A 21,697-nucleotide genomic window follows, 5' to 3' on the forward strand; every position below is an offset into this window, starting at 1 on the left:
GTTACCTTCTTAAGAATGTTTTTAATAATTGTTCGGTTTCATATAAAGGTAAGCCTACAACAGAAAAATAGCTACCCGCAATGTGAGTTACAAAGCGACCACCTAAACCTTGGATACCGTAGCCACCAGCTTTATCTTGTGGCTCATTAGAATCCCAGTAGGTATTTATTTCTTCATCAGTTAAAGTTTTAAAGGTGACATCTGTGCTTACAACACCGCTAAGCACATCATTTTGCGTCGCAAATGCAACTGCGGTAAGTACTTGATGTGTGTTACCTGATAAACGTTTTAATGTGTGTATAAAATCGTTTTTATCACGAGGTTTACCCAGTGATTCATTATCGATAACAACCACGGTATCACTACCAAGTACAGGGCGATCGGTATATCCAAGCTCTACACCGCTTTGGGCTTTCAAGCGAGCTAAACGCTCAACAAGTGCTCTAGGTTGCTCGTTTGGAAGTGGACTTTCATCTGCATCAACACTAAATTGTGTAAATTCGACACCTAATTGGCTTAATAACTCTTTACGACGGGGAGAGGCTGATGCCAAATATACTGCGGTAGTCATTACCTGATCCTAAAATGTCTGCGATATTTACGAAGTAGTAAAAACACCCAAAACCAACTAACCATTCCGGTTGCTACTGGCCATAAATACTGTGGATTAAAGTAAACCCCTAACAAAAAGTGATTTAGCCAAAACTGCATTAAATGATACAGCGTTAAAAACAAACCAATTAATAAGCTTTGTTGCCAAAGCGAAAAGTTACGAATTTTTTGAAAGTTGCTCGCGGTTACAAATATACATATTGAAAATGTAAGCGAGTTCACACCTAGCGGTGAGCCAGATGCTAAATCTATTAATAAACCAACAACCCAAGCAGTACCAATATTTAAACGATGCGGTACTGCCAACGACCAATACATAAGTACAAGTAAAACCCAGTCAGGTCTAAATGGTTCAAACGAAAAAGGGAGCGGCATTAATGCCATTATTAACGCAAAAAAGATACTTAGCGCAATTAACAATGAATAACGGTTAATCATCGCTGATTTGCTCCTGTTGATTACGCCATAAAATAACCAGCAAACGAATGCGATCTAATTGCGCAATAGGTTCTGCAAAAACTTGTGCAAACGGGCGGCCTTCATCACGGTTTATTTCGGTTACTACAGCCACCGGGTATCCCTCTGGGAATGTGCCACCTAATCCTGATGTAACAAGTACATCGCCAATTCGCACATCTAAGCTGTGCGGAACGTGAGAGAGCTTAACGACGTTAATTTTACCTATGCCCTCAACAACCGTTCGCACATCGTTACGCAGTATACGCACAGGTGTGGCATGCGTAGTGTCGGTCATGAGCAATACGCGTGACGTAGTTGACCCTACTTTAGTTAATTGCCCTACTACACCCATCTCATCAATGACGGCTTGGCTTTCACTAAGTCCATCGGTGGTACCACGATTTATAACAACTTGATGGCTATACGGATTTGAATGCACAGAAAGTACTTGAGCAATAATTTTACGATTTGATTGCTTTGCAGATGAGCCTAATAAGGCGCGTAGTTTTTGATTTTCTCTGGCTAGAAATTGATACTGCTGAAGTTGCTCGCTTTGTAGCATTTGCTTTTTTTTCAGCGCTTCATTTTCAGTAAGAAGTTGCTCTCGCGTATGCAGGCTTTTAGCACTTAAGCTAAATAATTCGTAGGGTAAATTAGCAACATAAATTAGTGGGCTAACTAAGGTATTGAGGCTGGTACGAACAACGGTACCACCTTGCGTATATCTGTCTCCAACAATGAGTACGATACTCAAAAGCACTGCGACAAAAAGTCGCAGTTGCAAAGAGACTGTGCGTCCAAACATTAATTTCATTAGTCGTAACTAAAAACGTCACCACCATGAACATCGATCATTTCAAGTGCTTTACCACCACCACGTGCAACACATGTAAGTGGATCATCAGCAACAACAACCGGAATACCCGTTTCTTCCATTAATAAACGGTCTAAATCTTTTAACAATGCGCCACCGCCAGTAAGTACCATACCGTGTGCAGAAATATCTGATGCCAGCTCTGGTGGTGATTGCTCAAGCGCAACCATTACTGCACTCACAATACCCATTAATGGCTCTTGTAGAGCTTCTAGGATTTCGTGTGAGTTAAGTGTGAATGAACGCGGAACACCTTCAGCAAGGTTACGACCGCGCACTTCAATTTCGATTGGCTCATCAGTTTTAAACGCAGAACCAATTTGATGCTTAATATTTTCAGCTGTCGCTTCACCAATTAAGCTACCAAAGTTACGGCGTACATAATTAATGATAGCTTCGTCAAACTTATCACCACCAATACGAACAGATGATGAGTAAACAACGCCGTTAAGTGAAATAATAGCAACTTCAGTTGTACCACCACCAATATCAACAACCATAGAACCGGTTGCTTCTGATACTGGTAAGCCTGCGCCAATAGCTGCTGCCATTGGTTCTTCAATTAAGTAAACTTCACGAGCACCTGCACCCATTGCAGATTCACGTATTGCACGTTTTTCTACTTGAGTAGCACCACACGGTACACAAATTAGTACACGCGGACTTGGACGCATAAAGTTATTGTTATGCACTTGTTTAATGAAGTGTTGTAACATTTTTTCTGTTACAAAAAAGTCAGCAATAACACCGTCTTTCATTGGACGAATCGCTTTTATATTACCCGGTGTACGACCTAACATAAGCTTTGCTTCTGTACCTACAGATGCAACACTTTTAGGTCCACCAGCACGCTCTTGGCGGATAGCAACAACAGAAGGTTCATTTAATACAATGCCTTCGTCTTTTACATAAATTAGGGTATTGGCTGTACCCAAGTCGATCGATAGATCGTTAGAAAAAATACCACGGAGTTTTTTAAACATGAGGCTGGATGACCTTTGAAATACGTTCTTATATTAGCTGCCTCACTTTAACATGCTCAACTATATGAGCAATATAAAGCGCAGCGCCTTTGTGAATTTGTGAAAAAAGGAAGCAAAGCTTCCTTAATTGAGTTTTATCGTTCGCGAACTAAGCGAAAACCAATGTAGTTAGATCTAAAATCAGGCGCTAAAATTAAACGCGTAGATGCACGAGCAAGGCTTGGTGCAAAGTTCCACGCTCCGCCTCTTACTGCTACATCAGACTCACCTGATTCTTTATCGGTCCATTCCCATACATTGCCTACGGTATCGTATAATCCAAATGCATTTGGAGAAAAAGAACCTACTGGTGATGCACGTCTGTTTGACCATTCACTACCACACCAACCACAGTTAGCTAGGTTTTTACCAATTTCGTTACCCCAAGGGTATTCTGTTTCAGTTCCTGCGCGTGCTGCGTATTCCCACTCAACTTCGTTAGGTAAACGAAATTGCTGTCCTGTTTGACCAGATAACCACTCAGCGTAAGCTTTTGCATCGTTATAAGTTAAACATACAGCAGGAAAGTCACTGCCTTGCTCAAAACCAGGATTACGCCAATTTAAATTTGCTTCCCATACTGGTTCGCCATTTAAATAATACGCACACCCTTTATTTTTTTCCGCTTGAGTTTTATAACCTGTATTTGCTACAAACTTTTCGTAGGCACCCACGGTTACTTCTTTACTTTGCATAGCGAAAGAATTTGCTATTACTTTTTCAATTACTGGACGTTCATTAGCTAAACCATTGCCGTTAATATCGCCCATTTTAAATTTGCCTGCAGGAATAACGACAACCGGCGTTTCAACGTTTGCATTTAATACATTAACGTTTTCACTAACCTGGCGTGTTGTTACTTCTGGTTGCTCTCGAGTATAGGTCGGTGCAGCAATCGACTTAGGCTTTTTTACTAAATTTGCATTAATTGTTTGCGCTTTATTCAAATCAACACGTGCTTGATAAGGTTTATAACCAAGTTTACGTATTTCAATGTTATGAATGCCCGGCGGTAAACGTGTAATCAAGCGTGTTGAGCCAAAGCTTACACCATCGATAAACACTTCATCGTCGTATACGTTTGATCGTAATGTTAGCTCTACTGATTGATCCTTCTTCTTATTAAGGATAGAAGGGTAATCTTTTTTCACCGATGCAGGTTTAACTGAATAATCACGTACTGGCTGCTCATTTAAACGAGAAACCGACACCGTGTTGCTATTATCCGCGCTATTACTGAATGTTAACTGACTATCAGTAAATGTATTGTTATACGCTGGTTGATAAGCAGCCGTAAGTGGCGTGCCGTACTCAGAACAATAGCGGTTATCTATGCTTAATAAGCTACATAAACGGCTGCTATTAACTTCGCCGCGCATAGTTACGCTTAAGTTAACGTTGTAATTACCTTGGCCGCTAAATGCACTGTTAACTACATGGCTACTTAATATTTGTACTTGAGCGCCCGCCAAATTGCGTTTTGGCTCAACAATGCGCTCTTCTGTTAGATTTGCAAAAATTTGATCAACAAAGCGTTTAGTTGCTTTTTGTAGACCCATTTGCTGACCGCGTTGCTCACATGCTGCTAGCGTTTCTGTTCGCTTACAGTTAATAGTGTGGTTAACCTCAAGCGTACCTTCACGTGTAAACTCGTTACGTAAACGCTCTACGCGGGCTGTGGTTAACTGCTCTTTTAAACTTTCTAATGTATTTAAAAGCGTATGCTTAGCAACACGAATTTGTTCTATATCTTTACGGTGGGATGCAATTGCCGCCAACTGCATAGAAATGTCATCTTTATTTTGCTTATGATCAATCACCGCTTTTTGATAGCGTGATTGAGCCGCACTAATATTAATAGTGGGATCGTCAATTAAACGACGGTACATTTCGTTCATCGCATCGAGCGCTTGGTTTTTTTCTTTATCTAGCTCTGTAGAACGAGAACGAAGTAGCTCTAATTGATTTTGTAACTGACTTTCTTCTTTAAGATGTTTTTCAAGTATTCTTGTCGAGTTATCGTATTCTGTCTGTTTAACACTAATCTCTGAGTCAATTCCAGTCACTGTAGCTGTGTCTTGTGCAAATGCACTACTAGCTAACAAACTAGCTGAAATTAACAGAGATAAAGGAGTAATTCGCATATATTCCAGTCCCAAAAAGCGGCAATTATTTGGTCGTTATTATTTTTTATAATTAAAGCCTTATGCTATGTACTTGCAGCACAAAACACAAGCTTTGTTCAATTATTATATTAGTTTACAACTATTCGCGTGTTTCACGCCAGTAAATAACCCGATCATTTCCTCTAAAGCGTCCAAATTGTAAAATAGTACGAGGATCAAGCTGTGCTCCATCGCCCTGCCAATCCCACTTTAACCAATCATAAGTATTATATTCTAAGGTAAATTCACCCAAACCATTTGGCTGTGCATAAATACCGTTATCTGCCGGATACACTCCCGCTTCTAGCTGGCCAGATACACCAGTCCCATATTTATAGGTTAATTGTGGGCTGCTAGGTGATATTTGAGTGATTTGGGTATGATCAAATACACTACAGTTATCTTCAGTGTTATTTACAAATCCACTGCCGTTGTAATACTGAGCCTGCATAGGAATAAGTAAAGGGTCGAGATCGGAGCCTACGTTATTGCCAAGGACTAAACGTCCAAACCTAAACTCTATCGGTAATGCATTTAGTCGTACGCTATTACAACCACCCGAGCATGCTGTTTGTGTATTAGGTTTATCATTTGCATCAATGAGTGTTGCTCCTTCTATGTTAGAAAGCGTTGCCATTAAGCTCACCATAGCGAACGGTCCGTCTGCTTGCCCTACACCTAATCTTTTAAGTGTCGTGTTGAGTTGGCTCATTTGCCATTGGCCGTCGCTTATATCTCCCCAGTTGTTATTTCCTAGGTTTACTAAGCGGCTAGTAAAATTAGTTGCAGGTACATAGTTACCTACTTCATTATTTTCGGCATTAACGTCTACACTCGATTTATTAAAGCCCGCTTTATAATTAGCCATTAGCTCACCATTTTGATTTTGTGCTTGTACTGTAAAGCCAAGTTCAAAAGGTTGATCAAGATAAGTTAAATTACTGCCGTATTGCGTGCATTGCGCGGCGGCTTGAACCCCCACTACCTGAAACTGCGAAGGTGCAAAACGACCAACGTTATATAGCTCACCTTTTACATCTCCCGCACCAAAATAATCGGCATCTTGAAGGCCTGCTGTTAAATCAATTATGCCAACTTGGTCGTAATTATATTGCGATATAGATTCACTCAAACTACCTGTATCACTAAACGCAACAGTACTCATCGCTTCAAGCGTACCTTGAATGCCTGGCGTAGGCGCTTTAAGTAATGCCTCTACAAGCGGTTGCTCTGTAATAAAATGCTTAGCTATGTTGTTATTTGTAATATTGCTGTAGTTGTCTGGGAAACCATCGTTGTTAGTGTCTTGCCCTGTTTGCCACTGCACCGCATTCATTTTTAAATCGAATGCTTCGCCCGTTAATCTAAATAAGCTCCCATTGGCATCTGCTGCATAACCATCACTTGCTACCTCCATGGCTAATCCAAATGGTTTTACGACATATTCATTTGAACTACCCGTTAAATTTACTGATAAATTAGTTAGTGGGTCTAAAATTAAATTGGTATTTACATTTAAACTCAACTTTCCTGCATCGGGGTAATTTATAACAATCGGGGCTTTAGAATCACTATCAAAGTTAAGTATGAATGATTTAGAGGCTTGCTCTACCGCAAAGGTATTATTGTTATTACTAAGTGAAACCGTATCGGAGCAACTTGCACCAGTACTGCATGTATACGATAAATCTAAGCTTACATCGCCACCAGCGGGAAATGCAGCTTCGCATACGCCCGTAGTGGTATTTGTTTTTACCGCTTGAATAGATAGCGCTTTTGCATTAAATCCAGTATTTGAAGGCTTTGCTGATAACTGAGTTGGAATTGTAGTATTTCCATCAGTATCATTATTAAAAATAAATCCAGCATCAGAAAACGTAACTTTACAGCCACTCAAACCAACATTATTACCACCGATATAACAACGAAGAGGTGCAGAAGGATCAGCAGTGTTATATCCAAATGTAACACTGCCTGTGGTGCGTTTAGCAAACTCAACAGTTGTTGAGCCTGTAAAATTAATATTCTCCCCTGTAACCCAACTTTGCTGACCACTATTATCTGGAGAAAGGTTTAAACTAGAGGGTTCCGCAAATAATAAATCGCAGGCATCATTAGCGCAGGCTGTTAGTGTCATTTCTTTAGCTTCACACGTTAGACCTTTGTTATCGCTTATTGTTAAACGATAATGATCCAGTGTTTCTGGTGTATAAATACCACAAAAACCAGGGATACTTTCGGGTACTGGTAAAGCGTCAAACGTTGAGCTCCCTTCGGTAATAATTTGAGTAGCCGATGTAATTGATCCCTGATACGTTACATTTTGAGCGATTCTTACCTCACCAGTTGCAACAATATAGCCCGCAATATTTGCATCGGCTGCAATAGCAACCGCACCATCCACATAAATAGCCAAGTACGCGCCAGTTTCTACTACTATATTTGTTTTACCTATATTCAAAAATGAAGTTGATAGAAGTGAGGTTGTGTCTTTTAAAAAAATACGTGTAGGCGCTGTTACTCTGTATTGTGTTTCCAGCATACTTAACTGCAACTCATCGTAATAATAGTCGCCAGCTAAAGAAGTAGGTACGGGCCCTGTTGAGCTACCATCATTTGTAACCGTTGGCACCTGCGCCGCTTGATTCGGTTCTAAAGAGTTATAACCACCAGCAACACACGCCTGACCATTACACAAAGGAGGGCTCGTCAGCGCTGTAGAAATTAAACTTGTGGTGGTGACAAACTGCGCATTACCATCGGTTATTTCTACTCCCTGCACCAGCTGCACTTCACCATTGTTATAAGTAGAAATAGCGCCCGGGAATAACGTATCACAATCTAAAATATCACCATTAAATACAAAGGTACTGGTCATGGCGAGTATTGATGCTTCCTCGTTTACGTGACGGCGCTCGTTATCGCCATCACGATCTTCGTCAACAACTAGCCCTAACCTGTCGGTCCTTAGGTTACAGCTGCGTAGCCACCCGCCATCATCTTCTTGGCGTGAGTTTTTACTTGCTACAACTAACGGAGCCACACTAAAATTATTAGTAAAACTAAAGTAATTACAGCCATTGCTCCAACCGTCAACTTCAAAGCCTGTGAAAAAAGTTTCCCACGATACCTCAACGCCATTATCGTCAGAAAATGTGCGGTTACTTCCGGGCTCCACAGCCATATAAGCAACAGTTTCGGTTTTTATAAGCCCAAGTGCTGTTTCAGATGCTTCTAAAGCAATATTAACGCCGCTGGCAGATAGAGAATTACTTTCAACTGCAACTGTTAAAAATGGTATTAATGCTTGCGTTGGTGGATTGCTGTCTATGCTATTGAGTGTTTGTAACGAATGAAAAAAGTTTGGCCTTTGAGTAAACGGTTCAGCAAATGTTAAAGGCTTATAGCCTTTAGGTGTTAGTGGAGCAAAACCAGACTTAGAGCCATACTGTAATTCGAGCAATAGATCAGTATTACCTACTTCCATAATTGTGCCGTCTGGAAATTGATGCACACCATACTCAACAGCTAAATAGTGCGCCCCCATACTAATATGTCCACCATCCTCTCCTGAAGGTTCAAGCGGTAAGGCCTCAAAGCTAGTTGTGGTTATATTACGTATTCTTATTATTGCAGGGTTTCCGCCTTGGTTTGTTGAGAGCATAAAAACAGCAGGAGGCGTTATATATTGCTGTTGAAAATTAACTTTTGTCCAAACAGGCGATGTATATGTATCTTGCAGTTCTATATAACGGCCCTCGATTTTTGGAGGCACTGCATTTGCGTAATTACAAAGTAACACGCAGCTAAAAAATATAATGACCAATGCGTTTTTCATCATGGTAAAGTTTTAGCCTCCACACTGAGCGTTCTTTGTGTTTGCCAATAATCTTTTCTGCAGCTACTACCTGCAGGGCAATCAATTGCGGCGCACGTTGCACTGCTTTGTAAGTAATATATATTCACAAGCCCGTTGGTTGTACTGCTATCAGGTAAGTCTATATATTCATCGCAACTCACCACTACTTTACAGTTAGCTAAATATGCAGTTTGGAAGGTTAAATCAGTAGTAACTGATGTACAGCTTTGAACTGAGCTATTTGTTGGAAATAGTTGCGTTAAACCACTTTCTAGGCCGCTTTGTGCTGCCATAAAAGCGCGAGCCCCATAATACTCAATCGTATTTTGTTGAGATGCACCAGAAAGCACTTTAACTAATGCTAATCCTAGTGCTAATAAAGCAACAATAATTACTAAAGAAACAATTATTAAGTTCCCTTTTTGTTTACTGGGTAAGGCTTTTCCGTGAGGATTTTTTTTAAGGTACATTAGGAATATGTACCTCATGGTTAAAGTTCATTACTTCAGTATCGTTAAATTGCATTTGCGCATTCACATTAAGCACAGCGTTTCTTTGTAGGGAGAGCGCATCAAGAGTAAAAAATAAATCGCTCGCTAAATTATTGGCAATGTAAATACCTAATAAATCACGTTTAACACCACTGCTTATTTGTAAGCTCACGGCATCTAATTGATTAACAGTAAAACCGTAATTGGTATATCTATATAAATACTGCCCTTCAACGCAAAAACTTACAGGTTCTGAAAGTAAATAAAGGCGTTTACTCGGCGACTCTTGGGTAAATGCTTTGCTAAATTGCCACTCATCAATTTCGCTCGCTGAACTATTAAATGCTGATACTTGCAAGCGCTTATTATTGTTTTCATCGTATATATCAGCACTGCTTAATGGGTAAATAGTTGCCCAATCTCCAGCTTGCGGCTGCGTTAAATTATTAAGTTCAAAATCAACAGCGCTAACATTAAAAGGCGCTACGGTAGGTAGGTAATTTGTATAGTGAGTGGCCGATAAAAACGGCGTAAATTCTAAACACTGCTGAGCACTACAGGCCCCGCTAGTGCTGTTATCGCAAGAGAGCCTTAATGAATTAGGCGTAGCGTGGCGAAGCTCTTTACTAAGTCGCGTTATTAAAAAGCGGGCCTGGGCTACAGCTTCTTGGCGTTCAACCCCTTGCGAATAAATACTGACTCCAGCACCAATAAACGAAAATGCACTTACGGCTAAAATACCAATAATAACCATGACAAGTAATAGCTCTATAAGGGTAAATGCATTTTGGTATTTAGCTCTTTGCATTAGTAATTCCCTTTATATGCACTAAATCCGTAAACTTCGCCTAAGGGTGATGTTACTTCAATAGTAATACGCTTAAAGGTTGTGCCATCGTTGATGGTCAATTCGTTAAAGTCGCTATCGTACTCAACAGTAACAACTAAGTTAAAGTCACTGTATTGGCTTAACACCTCACCTAAGCTATTGGTGATAGGCTGGTTAGACAGTGCAATATAGTCATCTACATCGTTATAACTGGTTCGGGTTTCTAGGCCTGCCCCTAAGCTATCGACGCCTAAATCGCCCTCTGCGGTACAAGGCTCAGCACCCAAGGTTGTTTCGCCGCAACGCCTAAAAGGTGCACTTCTATCGCTGTGCTCATCAAACGATTTACTTTGAATTTCGTTCATTAATGATTGACCAAATTCAGACGCTCTTAAAGCAATAATTGGCTCTGCACTTCTTTTTGCTTGCGGGGCAATGAGCGCGGTAATAATGCTTAATGCAATAGCAAACATGACTATGCCAATAATAAGCTCAATTAAAGTGAAACCTTTTACTTTAAGGGCACGCATAGATAAGCCCTTCACCACTTATGCATACGCCAGCTAATCCAACGTCTATTCGACACTGCGTAGTACAAGTTTGATTTGATTTACCTAAAGGATCAAAACTAATTTGGGTAAATATATTTGCGTTACTATCTAAAGCGCTAAATGTTATATCACTTCTTTGCGTGTTTATTTGTACTACTAAATGATCGGTGTTGTTGGTATCAGCGCCACCGATACATGTATCAGGTGTGGGGGGAGCAATAAGTGTGGAGGTTATATAAAGAGTATGGCAACTTGTTGTCGCTGTATTTTGCATTGCACGTAACTGCACTGTTCTCAGTGCATTTAAAGTACGGTCTCGATATGAGTATGCATCTTCTGTTGAGCTGCCCAGAAATTTGGGAACTGCCGTTACCGACAGTATTCCCAATATCACTAGAGTAATAATTAACTCAATGAGTGTGAAGCCACGCAATCGTTGCTTACTACTGCTTTTCATTTATATAAATTAACAATCGTCCGTGAAAAGTTCAACCTTAGGTGGTGTTATTTTCACTGGTCCAGTAGATGCCGTTGCTTCAGTGTACTCAATACGACATTCATCATCTGTAGTTGGTGTCCCTGTTGCAGTGTAACTATTAGGGTAAATAGTAACTTTTGGTACACTACCAGCATTAGTCGGGCCGTTAGTACCATTAGCCGTTACTACAAGGTTAAAGTCTGCCAAATCAGCTCCAGTACCATCGAAATCCACATCCAAAAATGCTTCAAATGCAGCCTCTGTTGCAGCTGGATAGCCATACACAATAGCAACATTTCCTGTATCAACTGCAACAATTTCTGTGTCTTCCTTTTGCGTGCTAGCAATAATAGCCTTACCATTCACAATATTCATACCACTGCGAATAGAGCCTTGTAAGCCTTCAAGTGTTGAAGCATTTGCATCACCTTGCAAGTTTAAAAAACGAGGTGCTGCAGTAACAGCTAAAATGCCCAAAATAACAATTACGATGATCAATTCAACAAGTGTAAAACCTGCTTGTTTATTCATTGGTAAACTTTTTAACGATTGCGTTTTCATAAGTAAGCCTCTTTTTAATTACTTAATTTTTAAATATTTTTACTTTGCCTGTTTTAGCAAAATATGAAAAACCTGTTAACCCTAATATTTTACCCGTATTGCTAGGTATACTTTTAATATCAATGGTATGAGTTAAATAATAGACGCATTGCGAACTTTCTGCATTGTACCTAACTAAAAAACTTACACTTTTTATTCTTGATATTTCATTACTTAACGTACTACTGGGTGCATCTTGTAAAATTACATTTAATACTTGGCGACATTTATTAGCATTTAGAGCTTTTACCCGAGTATCTTTTTTTTCTGTTTCATCGCTTGTTGGTGTACCTAACACTCCATCGACACCAACTATTACACCTCCATAATTAACAAATGTTTTGTTTGACTTACTATTTGGCCTTCCCTCTAATTCCCATTGACCTCTAACCATGCCAACAGCCGATGAAAAACTCCCCGCAATAGCATCTACGCTTGCATTATGCGCTTGATTTTTAATACCTATATATTGAGGTATAGCAAAACTCAAAATTACTGCCAGTAAAATAACAACAATAACTAACTCAAATAATGAGAAACCTTTTGAGTAAGCTATTGTTGTGTTCACCTTAATTCCCTTTAATTGCCGACATCATGTTCCACATCGGCATAAAAATACCCAATGCTAAAATCAGCACCATAATGGCAACAAACACAGTTAAAATAGGTTCTATTTTGGCGGTTAAACTACGTAGGTCGTAATCAACTTCACGCTCATAATAATCAGCTGCTTCTTGAAGTAACTCATCAACCCGGCCTGTTTCTTCACCTACGGCGACCATCTGTAATACAAGCTGAGAAAACAGCTCAGAACTTTTTGAGGCTCTAAGTAAGCTATCGCCTTTTTCTATATCTTGGCGCATAGTAATAATCGCTTTTTCCATATAGCTATTATCTACGGCATGCGCTGTTAGCGATAACCCCGTGGTCATAGGTACGCCAGATCGCAATACCATAGCTAGACTTTGGCTGTAGCGCGCAAGCAATGTGCGTTTTAAAATATCTCCAATAAATGGAATTTTTAATTTATATTGATCCCACTTAAAACGTCCAGGTTCTGTATTTAAATAACGCTTCCACGCAAATACCGCTCCAATACCCATTACCAACAATAACCACCAGTAATTAACAAAAAAGCTGCTAGTACCAATTAATATTTGAGTCATTAACGGCAATTCGGCATCGAATTTGGCAAACATGCTAGCAAAGGTAGGAATTACAAAAATATTTAAAATAACCATAGCTGCTACAAGAGCCAAAATAACAAAAGTAGGGTAGCGCATCGCTGCTTTTATCCGTTTGCGAGTTTCCTGTTCTTTTTCAAAGTAAATAGCGAGCTGGTAAAAAGCATCCTCTAACCGGCCAGAACCTTCACCAACCATTACCATTGACACGGTTAAACGGCTAAATACCTCGTTATGAATTGCCATTGCACTGGATAAGTCCCGGCCTTGCTCAAGTTGCCTGGTAACTTCCATCAATACATTTTTAAATTCTTTATTTTGTGTTGTATCTGCCAATCCAATCATTGCTCGTATAATTGGAATACCCGCTTTTAGTAGCGAATACATTTGTCTAGAAAACATAATCATGTCGTCTAGCGTTATTTTTTCAACAAATAAGTTATCGAAAATTTTAATGTTATTTTTTGTTTCAACTAAAGAAATTGATATTGGTATAAATTGACGCTTCATTAAACTATCAGCTACACCAGCTTGGTTACTCGCTTCTAATTGGCCTTTTACTAATACACCTTTGCTGTCTTTCGCTTTATAGCTATATAGTTGCATCAATATCCCCTACTATTTCGGGGATATATTCAGCCACTTTAAATACTTCATCTAAAGAGGTAATACCTTTCTTAGCATAATTTAATGCCATAGCCGAGAGCGGCGAAAAGTTTGCGCTATTTTTAGCGGCTTTCGCAAAACCTTGTGTGTCGTTCACTCGTAAGGCATCCATCATCGCATCATCCATTTCGAGTAACTCAAAAATGCCTACACGTCCTTTATAGCCACTATGATTACATGCTGTGCAACCTTGCCCTTTAGAAAATTGAGCTTCAGTAACATCTTCACCTAAGTATTTTAGCCAACTTATTTCTTGGCGATCTGGCAAGTACGGTACTCTACAGTCATTACATACTCGCCTTACTAATCGCTGAGCAATAATCGCTCGCAGTGAACTTGCGACTAAGTAAGCCGGTGCACCCATGTCGATTAAGCGCATAGCGCTGGTAATTGCATCATTGGTATGTAACGTTGATAGTACTAGGTGGCCTGTTAAAGCGGCCCTTAATCCAATATCTACGGTTTCTTGGTCACGCATTTCGCCAACCATTATGATGTCAGGATCTTGCCTTAGAGCGGTCCGTAAAATACTGGCAAAACTTAGCCCTATTTTATTATTTATTTGTACCTGGTTAATACGTCCAATACGATACTCAACGGGATCCTCTACGGTAATAATTTTACTTTCTTGTTGGTTTAACTCACTTAATGCACCATAAAGTGTGGTTGTTTTACCCGAGCCTGTTGGCCCAGTAACTAAAACCATGCCATGTGGGCGTTTTATAATGCTGCGCACACGTTTTAATATGTGTGCCGGCATGCCTGTTTCATCTAACGATAATAATCCTGCAGATTGATCAAGCAAACGCATTACAACTGATTCACCATGCTGAACCGGCATGGTAGATAGGCGTACATCAATACTATGACTGCGCACTTTTATATTAAACCGGCCATCTTGAGGGAGGCGTTTTTCAGATATATCTAATCCCGACATAAGCTTTAAACGTAGCACTAGTGCCGATGCTATTTTTACTTGGTTAAGAGTGTGCTCTTGTAATATTCCATCTACACGTTGACGAATGCGAAGCAAACCTTCATCTGGCTCAATATGAATATCAGATGCGCGAACTTGAACAGCATCCTCAAATATTGATTGCAGTAACTTTACGACGGTTGCATCAGATGTCTCATCACCTAAAGAGTTTAAATCAAACTCTTCTACATCTTGGTATTCTTCATGGAGTTGTGCTGCAAAGTTGGTAATTTCATCTGTACGACGATATACGTTATCAAATGCAGCCATGATTTGGCTTTCTTGTACAACAGCTAAATCTATTCGTTTAGGAGCAAGCATAGTCGCAAGTTGATCAAGCCCCCTTAAATCAGCAGGATCGCTCATCCCGACCAAAACAGAGTCACCATTGTCTTCAATTACTAGTGCTCTGTAACGACGCGCATATACCTCAGATAAAAGCTTAGATACATCGTGTGATATTTTTCGCTGTGATATATCTAAAAAAGGTACCTGTAATTGCTGCGCTAAAAAGCGTAATAATTGTGGTTCACTAATAAACTCAAGGGTAATAAGTGTGGAACCTAATTTACGACCAGTCGCCGCTTGAACATTTAATGCTTCACTTAGTTGCGCTTCGGTGATCATGTGTTCGTGGACAAGTAAATCGCCTAAGCGCATTTTTAAACTAGGTCTCATACGGCCTCCTTTAGTGCAACTAAACGCTGTAATGCATACTGGGTCATAGCGGTATTTAACCCACCTAAATCTAGAGCTACTTTATAAAGCTGTTTAGCATCGAGGTACTCTCCCAGTGCATCTTTTGAGGTTGCAAGTGCAAGCCACCACTTAGCTTGACTAGGCTGGAGCTGTGTAAGATGTTTAAAGCTTTCAAGTGCTTTGTGGTGCTTACTCGCACTTTGCGCAGCAGTACCTTGCAGCACCCAAAAATCAAGATTCGCCTGGGATTCAAATTCATCACTTAAAAGCAGTAATACTCCCTCATACTGTTGTTGCATAATGAGTATTTTGCTTAGCATTATACGCCATTCAAGTACGTTAGGGTTTTGGCGAATACCTGATTGCAAAACCTGTTGCGCAGAATTTATATCTTGTTGTTTAAAGTAAGTTGCAGCCAGTAAGTTTCGGGTCTCAATATGTAAAGGCGATTGCGCTAAAATAATGTTTAAATCACTAATAGCTTCGTTGTATAAGCCAAACTGTATTGCCTGTTTAGCTGCTGCTAATTGCTCGACCAATAAAGCCTGTGGTGACTTAGTTTCTGCTGCGCTTTTTATCATAGTATTTTGTGGCTTAGTTTTAGTCACTGAAGTGATTTTTGGCTTGCTGACAATAACTTCGCTAGCCACTAACACATTATCTTTAGCTAGTGCAGGGCTTTGTTCAACCTCGGCAATTACAACCGGCTCAGCCGTTGGTTGAGAAACCAGTGATGTTGCTTCACTCAACTTAGATTCAGCTAAATCATTCACTTCTGGTTTTATTTGCTCAACTTGCACAGCCTTCTTCACAACTTCTTGCTCAACTAAAGGCTCTACAGTGCTTTTTTCATCTTGAGAATCAGATAAATTAGAGCTCAAAACCGCGACCATTTTTTGCTGTGGTAGCACAGACTCACGTTGAGTTTCTTTTTTGTCGGCGGTCGGTAAATACAGGTATGCTAAAAAAATGACACTTAGCATAATAAGTAAAATTGCGGCTTTAAATACAATGTTTTTTACATCATATATTGGCTTTACGCTTATACCTTCTTGAATATTCACTTGTTTAGCTTCACGTTGCTCAATATTTTTAAGCATATTATTTATAACGCTCATAACCACTGCCTCCAAACCCATATGGCAGCAATAGCTAAAACACTAAACATTAACGCGCTGTAGCTCCAATATTGACCGGTTCGATATTTTGCGCAGTCTTCGGTATCTTTTATGGCAAGCTGAATATGGCGATTTGTTATTATATTTAACCCTTCACCGTAAGCTTGTAATAGTGCTTTGTGACATAAAATATTAACTAACCTAGGAATTCCACGGCTTGCTCTGGCAATCTTAAGCCCCATACTATTATTAAATAAAGGAGGCCTATTAAATCCTGCAACTTGTAAGCGATGATTAATATAATAAACAACCTCAGCGCCAGTCATCGCCCGTAACTTATACGAAAAACTAATACGTTGGCGTAATTGTCTTACTTTATTATTAGCTAGTTTTTCATCAAGTTCAGGTTGCCCAAATAACACAACTTGAATTAGCTTTTCACTTTCTGTCTCTAAGTTTGTAAATAATCGCAGTGCTTCTAGAGTCTCCCAACTCAAGCATTGCGCCTCATCTATCAAAAGGACTACACGCTCATTATCTTCTTGTAAATCCAATAAATGATGATTTATAAGCTGCCCAAGTGCTTGTTGATCTAATGCTTTATCTACATCCATACCAAGCTCTATTGCAATGGCCCATCTAAGCTCTTCAGGACTTAAATAAGAATTAGGTAAATAAGCAACAATGTAATCTGGCTCAAGCTGGTTTAATAACTTTCTACAAAGTAGCGTTTTACCTGTGCCAACTTCACCTGTGACTTTAATAAACCCTTCACCCATTTCTATTGCGGTTGTAAGTACCTGCATAGCTTCGTGATGAGGTTCAAGCGCACAAAAAAACTCCGTATTTGGGGTTAACGTGAAAGGCATTTCACTTAAACTGAAAAAGCGCAAATACATAGTTAATTTTCATACCAAGTATTTAAAAGTCTGCGAGTTTCGCCTTGCTGTTTTTTCCAAGTATCCGGCATAACAACAGTTGGTTTGATTAAAATAATCAGCTCTTTTTTCTCTTGGCGCTTACGTATACTTTTAAATAAATTACCAAAAATCGGAATGTCACCTAATACCGGTGTTTTTGATTCTTCATCTTCTGTTGTCGTTTGCATTAAACCGCCAATAACAACTATCTCACCACTTTGTGCACGAATTACCGTATCTGACTCTCTAATATTGCTTTGCGCTAGTGGCAACTCAAAACGCTGATCATCTAACGTGATTACTTTTAATTGCTCTTCGGTTTCAGTCACAGAGGGGTGTACATGTAAAATTACTGAGCCGTACTTATCAATCTGTGGTGTTACATCAAGGGCAATACCCGAAAAGAAAGGCGTTAAATCAATCTCAGGCGATGTTGTTGTTGAAGTACCTGTCACTGTTGTACTCGATACATTCGTTACAAAGTATTCATCTTGTCCTACTTTTATAACAGCTTTTTGATTGTTAGTTGCGGTTACCCGAGGATTAGATAGCATTTGCACATCACCTTGTGTTTCAAGCAAGTTAATAACGCCGTTAAAATCCCCTTTTTGAATTGTTAACGACGATGACCCGCCTAAAACAGCCGATATACTATTACTAATAGTTGTACCTGCGGTTGTTGCAAACGATACACCACCTTCTAACCCACTTGATATTTTTTCCCAATTAACCCCTTGCTGGTATTCATCTTTTAAGGTTATTTCTATAATTTTAGCTTCAAGAATAACCTGGCGCTGTAAGTTTTCTTGGCTTTGACGCAAAAACTCTTTTAACTGACTAATCTCACTTGGTAATGCATTAACCGTTACCAAACTTGCTTGTGGGCTAGCAACAACATAGCGCCCTTCACTTGCACCAATTAACGACTTAAGAGCAAGCTCTAACTCTTTCCAAAAATCATTTTTATTAATTGTTTGAATACGAGAACCATTCAAATCTAAGCTTTGATTATCGCCGCCAAATTCACTATTTTGCTGGTTACTACTACCTGAACTTGAACCACTCGAACCACTGCCACTTTGTGCAAATTGACTCACCCCACCAGCAACAACACTCACTGTAGACTGACCATGGCGTTGCATCATTAAATAATTTACAGGTATTGTTTCGGTACGCATTTTAGCTGGTAGCACCTGTACAATACGCCCTTCGTTAACTATATCTAAAGGGTACATGCGTTTAATAACCGCAATCACTTCATTAAATGTCACACTTTTGAGATTTAAACTAATAGTGCCACTCACCTCAGGATGTACAGCAACACTAAAAGGGGTGTCGTCTGTTAAGCCGGTAAAAAAGGCGCCTATTTCAACGTCATTAGCGGCTACATCAAAACGCTTTATAGATAAATCATCACTTATAGTTTGCTCATTATTTATTGATGATAGTAGGCTTTGTGTAAGCTCACTTGGCATCTGTAAAGGCGCAATCGCTTTAGCTTCCACAGGTTTTTCAGCCAGCTCTTGTTCTATATGAGTTTTAACTTCTTTACCAGGCTTAAAGCTATGGCAAGCCGTTAAAAATGTAGGCAATAACAGGAGAACAAGCCACGGGTAAGATAAATTATTTTTTAATTTCATAGTCATATAATTCTAATTTTATTTGTTTATCGTCATTTGCTAGCACAACCTTTTTTGAGTTTATGCTTAGCACCCGAAAATCGTCTACAGCATCACCCACTCGATAAATATGGCCAGAAATAATAGCCTTAAATGCGGTACTGTTTTTAATAATAGATTGCAATTTAAGTTCTGTGTTTTGAGTTACACTCTTGTTGTTATTTACATACATATTTGGTTGAGTAGGATCACGTAATTGCGCTAATGCACTGGGTGCGAAAGTGAACAAAAGTAATAAAAAACATAAATTATAATGCGATAAATTTTTCATTAGCGCTCACTGTAGCAATTTGTAAAGTTAGCTCAGCTTGTGGGTACGTTAGTACCTGATAACTAAACTCTTGTATTAACAATTTTTCTTGGTTATTTTTTAATGCTGCTAAATACTTTTGTAAGCTAAAATAACTACCTTCTAAAGTAACCACCATCTGATGCTCAAAAAATAATGTTTGCGTATCATGCTCACCCAATTTTTCAACATCTATAGCCTGCGCAGGTTTTACATTAAAACTGCTTACTCTCACATCGCTACTATCTACGAGTAAATCTTTTAAAACAGCAGGTACATTTTTAGCAGCAATAAAACCTTGGCTAAAACTATTGAGCTGATTATTAATGTCCTCTAGTTCATTTCTTGTTTGTGCTATTTGACCACGTAAAATTTTAGTATAATCGTGATTTAGTGCTTGGTTTAGCATTGAAAGCTGTGCATTTATTTGCTGTAACTCCTGCAGCGCTGCATTTTGTTCAGAACGAATATGAGCAACTTCATCTTGCTGTGGAAAAATAACAAACCACAAGCCAAGGTAAATCACCACAAATAAGCCAACAAATACTGTTGAATACTTCTCACGCTTTTGCAGCGATGAAAATTGCGCTTGATACTTAGCCCACATAGGCCAGCCTTTGTTCTTTTTACTTTGGCTATTTATTTTGTTGTTCATGGTTTAGCGCCTTTATCAGTAAGGTCGGTCGCCACATTAAATTCACTCAAACCATCTTTTGTTGACAGTTCTAAAACTGAAAATTCTTTATCAATGAAAAAAGGTGATTGCTTTAAATTATTAAACCACATAGGTAAAAATTTTGACTGCGATACCTGCCCTTGAAACGTAACACTTTGCCCTACAAATTTAATATGGGTAAGCCAGATGTTAGGCTCGTGATACTTGGCTAAATCTTGCATAACCTGCGCATAGTCGGTTGCAGATTGATTCGAACTTTGCTCTAAATAGCTAAATATTTGCTGTTTATGTAAAACTTCTTGCTGAAGTGTTTTTAACTCATTAATGAAGAGCGTTTTCTTTTGCTTCTCTGCTAATTGCTGTTTTACAACTTCTAGCTGGGCTTTCCCTTGCTTGAGGTATTGCCTGTTTTGTTCTAAATCAAGCTCACTTGAATAGGCTTTATAACTATAAAAAGCCCAGGTGATTGCAATAATTAATAGCGCACCTAACCACAGCGTAATCATTCCTGATAAAGGGACTGGATCTCGCCGTACTCGTAAGGTTTTTTGATAAAAATTAATCCGGGTTTTCATAGCACAGACTCCGGATCAGTTAATTGATAGGCAGCACCGAGTGCATAATAAAAGTTAGGTTCTAATTGCTTCGCTAATTCTAAATTGGGCGCAAAATCCACTACCTTTACTTGTAAAAACTCTGCAAGACCAGCCCTAAGAGTCAATGACGATAAGTCGTCGCACTGCAACTGAATGCTGCGAATTGGCGGTTGCTTGAGCTGGCTTTCAAAAAAGTCCATAGAACGCTGAATTTCTAATCCTAACGCTTCTACTAATTCTTGATTTTGATCTTTATCAGAAATACCTAAAAAACCGTTTAATCGTCTAGCTAATACTAATTGTCCATTACGAATAATTAAGATTCGAGGCTCATGATTAACATGTTGCACAATCAGCATATGCGCTTCTTTATACGCGCCAAACAAGGTAACTAAAATCATCTCTTCGGAGGTCATTGCACGTAAAACAGGCTTGGTTTGCTCAAAACTATCTATAAACGGAAGTAGCTGCAGCTTATTAGTAATAAATACATTCATTTTGCTACTTTGCATCGGTAACGTTATTGGATAATCGATAAAATCAGCAACTATGTTTTCAGGTGCTATATCAACTAAATCTTTTGTAGTCCAAGGGAGTGACTGTATTATCTCTTCATCACTAAGGTTTGGTTTATCCATTTGCACTATTTGATAAAAATAGTGTGGTACAACTAAATTGACTGCACACACGTCGTTAGAAACTTGATTTGTGCAAGCAACAATAGCAGCGGTATAATCGGTTTGCTCAGATACATTTACACTATGTGAACTATGCACCATCCATTGGTCGCGTTGTTTTTTTAAACATACTGCGTTTACAGTATCTGCATACGTCGCAACACCAATAGCTGTATTAGGATCTAAACTACGATTTAACCAAGAAAACAGCTTTTCTTTCATATAGCTACTATTGTTAATTATGTATTAACGAAGTGTCGTACATTTTAATTACTTT

The 21,697-nt window shown here is 39.1% G+C and carries 21 protein-coding genes; all 21 read right to left on the reverse strand.

What is annotated here, in order from left to right:
• Position 1: 1 nt before the first annotated feature.
• The 21 genes from GQR45_RS00955 to GQR45_RS01055 all read right to left on the reverse strand — a co-directional run bounded on the left by GQR45_RS00955 (position 2) and on the right by GQR45_RS01055 (position 21,642).
• Complete coding sequence (locus GQR45_RS00955; protein ID WP_165724845.1) at positions 2-571, reverse strand: Maf family protein; 570 nt, start codon at positions 569-571, stop codon at positions 2-4.
• Positions 571-1,050 (reverse strand): rod shape-determining protein MreD, encoded by a 480-nt coding sequence (mreD, locus tag GQR45_RS00960; protein ID WP_007586341.1) that lies wholly within the window; start codon positions 1,048-1,050, stop codon positions 571-573. The genes GQR45_RS00955 and mreD overlap by 1 nt, the downstream gene beginning before the upstream one ends.
• Entirely contained in the window at positions 1,043-1,885 is an 843-nt protein-coding gene (gene mreC, locus GQR45_RS00965; protein WP_010553767.1) for a rod shape-determining protein MreC, read from the reverse strand. The genes mreD and mreC overlap by 8 nt, the downstream gene beginning before the upstream one ends.
• The gene (locus GQR45_RS00970) at positions 1,885-2,928 is read right to left on the reverse strand and encodes a rod shape-determining protein (RefSeq protein WP_007586338.1); all 1,044 of its coding nucleotides are present in this window, start codon (positions 2,926-2,928) and stop codon (positions 1,885-1,887) included. The genes mreC and GQR45_RS00970 overlap by 1 nt, the downstream gene beginning before the upstream one ends.
• 134 nt (positions 2,929-3,062) lie before the next feature.
• The gene (locus GQR45_RS00975; RefSeq protein WP_007586336.1) at positions 3,063-5,111 is read right to left on the reverse strand and encodes a formylglycine-generating enzyme family protein; all 2,049 of its coding nucleotides are present in this window, start codon (positions 5,109-5,111) and stop codon (positions 3,063-3,065) included.
• Between the two features lie 121 nt (positions 5,112-5,232).
• Positions 5,233-8,973, reverse strand: coding sequence for an H-type lectin domain-containing protein (locus tag GQR45_RS00980; RefSeq protein WP_165724846.1), 3,741 nt, complete (start codon positions 8,971-8,973; stop codon positions 5,233-5,235).
• Entirely contained in the window at positions 8,970-9,461 is a 492-nt protein-coding gene (locus GQR45_RS00985; RefSeq protein ID WP_007586332.1) for a hypothetical protein, read from the reverse strand. The genes GQR45_RS00980 and GQR45_RS00985 overlap by 4 nt, the downstream gene beginning before the upstream one ends.
• Positions 9,451-10,290 (reverse strand): type II secretion system protein, encoded by an 840-nt coding sequence (locus GQR45_RS00990; RefSeq protein WP_165724847.1) that lies wholly within the window; start codon positions 10,288-10,290, stop codon positions 9,451-9,453. Before GQR45_RS00990 ends, GQR45_RS00985 begins: the two co-directional genes overlap by 11 nt.
• Positions 10,290-10,841, reverse strand: coding sequence for a prepilin-type N-terminal cleavage/methylation domain-containing protein (locus GQR45_RS00995; protein ID WP_165724848.1), 552 nt, complete (start codon positions 10,839-10,841; stop codon positions 10,290-10,292). Before GQR45_RS00995 ends, GQR45_RS00990 begins: the two co-directional genes overlap by 1 nt.
• On the reverse strand, positions 10,828-11,319 hold the full coding sequence (locus GQR45_RS01000) for a type II secretion system protein (protein WP_165724849.1): 492 nt from the start codon (positions 11,317-11,319) through the stop codon (positions 10,828-10,830). The genes GQR45_RS00995 and GQR45_RS01000 overlap by 14 nt, the downstream gene beginning before the upstream one ends.
• A gap of 9 nt (positions 11,320-11,328) precedes the next feature.
• Positions 11,329-11,901, reverse strand: a complete 573-nt coding sequence (locus GQR45_RS01005; RefSeq protein WP_165724850.1) for a prepilin-type N-terminal cleavage/methylation domain-containing protein — start codon at positions 11,899-11,901, stop codon at positions 11,329-11,331.
• 22 nt (positions 11,902-11,923) lie between these two features.
• On the reverse strand, positions 11,924-12,508 hold the full coding sequence (locus GQR45_RS01010; RefSeq protein WP_165724851.1) for a prepilin-type N-terminal cleavage/methylation domain-containing protein: 585 nt from the start codon (positions 12,506-12,508) through the stop codon (positions 11,924-11,926).
• A 1-nt stretch (position 12,509) separates the two neighbouring features.
• Positions 12,510-13,730: a type II secretion system F family protein gene (locus GQR45_RS01015; protein WP_101217855.1), complete on the reverse strand. Its 1,221-nt coding sequence runs from the start codon at positions 13,728-13,730 to the stop codon at positions 12,510-12,512.
• Entirely contained in the window at positions 13,717-15,444 is a 1,728-nt protein-coding gene (locus GQR45_RS01020) for a GspE/PulE family protein (protein WP_165724852.1), read from the reverse strand. Before GQR45_RS01020 ends, GQR45_RS01015 begins: the two co-directional genes overlap by 14 nt.
• Positions 15,441-16,583 carry a tetratricopeptide repeat protein gene (locus tag GQR45_RS01025; RefSeq protein ID WP_165724853.1) on the reverse strand — a complete coding sequence of 381 codons (1,143 nt, stop codon included), beginning with the start codon at positions 16,581-16,583 and terminating at the stop codon, positions 15,441-15,443. The genes GQR45_RS01020 and GQR45_RS01025 overlap by 4 nt, the downstream gene beginning before the upstream one ends.
• On the reverse strand, positions 16,580-17,482 hold the full coding sequence (locus GQR45_RS01030; protein WP_165724854.1) for an AAA family ATPase: 903 nt from the start codon (positions 17,480-17,482) through the stop codon (positions 16,580-16,582). The genes GQR45_RS01025 and GQR45_RS01030 overlap by 4 nt, the downstream gene beginning before the upstream one ends.
• Positions 17,483-17,484: 2 nt before the next feature.
• Positions 17,485-19,149 carry a pilus (MSHA type) biogenesis protein MshL gene (mshL, locus tag GQR45_RS01035; RefSeq protein ID WP_240920086.1) on the reverse strand — a complete coding sequence of 555 codons (1,665 nt, stop codon included), beginning with the start codon at positions 19,147-19,149 and terminating at the stop codon, positions 17,485-17,487.
• Positions 19,127-19,453, reverse strand: a complete 327-nt coding sequence (locus GQR45_RS01040; RefSeq protein ID WP_165724855.1) for an agglutinin biogenesis protein MshK — start codon at positions 19,451-19,453, stop codon at positions 19,127-19,129. Before GQR45_RS01040 ends, mshL begins: the two co-directional genes overlap by 23 nt.
• Positions 19,431-20,126: an agglutinin biogenesis protein MshJ gene (locus GQR45_RS01045; protein ID WP_165724856.1), complete on the reverse strand. Its 696-nt coding sequence runs from the start codon at positions 20,124-20,126 to the stop codon at positions 19,431-19,433. The genes GQR45_RS01040 and GQR45_RS01045 overlap by 23 nt, the downstream gene beginning before the upstream one ends.
• Positions 20,123-20,722, reverse strand: a complete 600-nt coding sequence (locus GQR45_RS01050) for a PilN domain-containing protein (RefSeq protein WP_240920087.1) — start codon at positions 20,720-20,722, stop codon at positions 20,123-20,125. The genes GQR45_RS01045 and GQR45_RS01050 overlap by 4 nt, the downstream gene beginning before the upstream one ends.
• The gene (locus tag GQR45_RS01055) at positions 20,719-21,642 is read right to left on the reverse strand and encodes an MSHA biogenesis protein MshI (protein ID WP_165724857.1); all 924 of its coding nucleotides are present in this window, start codon (positions 21,640-21,642) and stop codon (positions 20,719-20,721) included. The genes GQR45_RS01050 and GQR45_RS01055 overlap by 4 nt, the downstream gene beginning before the upstream one ends.
• Positions 21,643-21,697 lie beyond the last annotated feature (55 nt).

The organism is Pseudoalteromonas sp. SA25, from assembly GCF_011378705.1.
Lineage (GTDB): Bacteria > Pseudomonadota > Gammaproteobacteria > Enterobacterales > Alteromonadaceae > Pseudoalteromonas > Pseudoalteromonas arctica.

Coding starts and splice junctions, on each gene's coding strand:
- GQR45_RS01045 (WP_165724856.1), bottom strand. CDS start 20,126: ATGAACAACAAAATAAATAGCCAAAGTAAAAAGAACAAAGGCTGGCCT.
- GQR45_RS01015 (WP_101217855.1), bottom strand. CDS start 13,730: ATGCAACTATATAGCTATAAAGCGAAAGACAGCAAAGGTGTATTAGTA.
- mreD (WP_007586341.1), bottom strand. CDS start 1,050: ATGATTAACCGTTATTCATTGTTAATTGCGCTAAGTATCTTTTTTGCG.
- GQR45_RS01030 (WP_165724854.1), bottom strand. CDS start 17,482: ATGTATTTGCGCTTTTTCAGTTTAAGTGAAATGCCTTTCACGTTAACC.
- GQR45_RS01025 (WP_165724853.1), bottom strand. CDS start 16,583: ATGAGCGTTATAAATAATATGCTTAAAAATATTGAGCAACGTGAAGCT.
- GQR45_RS00955 (WP_165724845.1), bottom strand. CDS start 571: ATGACTACCGCAGTATATTTGGCATCAGCCTCTCCCCGTCGTAAAGAG.
- GQR45_RS00970 (WP_007586338.1), bottom strand. CDS start 2,928: ATGTTTAAAAAACTCCGTGGTATTTTTTCTAACGATCTATCGATCGAC.
- mshL (WP_240920086.1), bottom strand. CDS start 19,149: ATGACTATGAAATTAAAAAATAATTTATCTTACCCGTGGCTTGTTCTC.
- GQR45_RS00980 (WP_165724846.1), bottom strand. CDS start 8,973: ATGATGAAAAACGCATTGGTCATTATATTTTTTAGCTGCGTGTTACTT.
- GQR45_RS01040 (WP_165724855.1), bottom strand. CDS start 19,453: ATGAAAAATTTATCGCATTATAATTTATGTTTTTTATTACTTTTGTTC.
- mreC (WP_010553767.1), bottom strand. CDS start 1,885: ATGAAATTAATGTTTGGACGCACAGTCTCTTTGCAACTGCGACTTTTT.
- GQR45_RS00975 (WP_007586336.1), bottom strand. CDS start 5,111: ATGCGAATTACTCCTTTATCTCTGTTAATTTCAGCTAGTTTGTTAGCT.
- GQR45_RS01005 (WP_165724850.1), bottom strand. CDS start 11,901: ATGAAAACGCAATCGTTAAAAAGTTTACCAATGAATAAACAAGCAGGT.
- GQR45_RS00990 (WP_165724847.1), bottom strand. CDS start 10,290: ATGCAAAGAGCTAAATACCAAAATGCATTTACCCTTATAGAGCTATTA.
- GQR45_RS00995 (WP_165724848.1), bottom strand. CDS start 10,841: ATGCGTGCCCTTAAAGTAAAAGGTTTCACTTTAATTGAGCTTATTATT.
- GQR45_RS00985 (WP_007586332.1), bottom strand. CDS start 9,461: ATGTACCTTAAAAAAAATCCTCACGGAAAAGCCTTACCCAGTAAACAA.
- GQR45_RS01050 (WP_240920087.1), bottom strand. CDS start 20,722: ATGAAAACCCGGATTAATTTTTATCAAAAAACCTTACGAGTACGGCGA.
- GQR45_RS01055 (WP_165724857.1), bottom strand. CDS start 21,642: ATGAAAGAAAAGCTGTTTTCTTGGTTAAATCGTAGTTTAGATCCTAAT.
- GQR45_RS01020 (WP_165724852.1), bottom strand. CDS start 15,444: ATGAGACCTAGTTTAAAAATGCGCTTAGGCGATTTACTTGTCCACGAA.
- GQR45_RS01000 (WP_165724849.1), bottom strand. CDS start 11,319: ATGAAAAGCAGTAGTAAGCAACGATTGCGTGGCTTCACACTCATTGAG.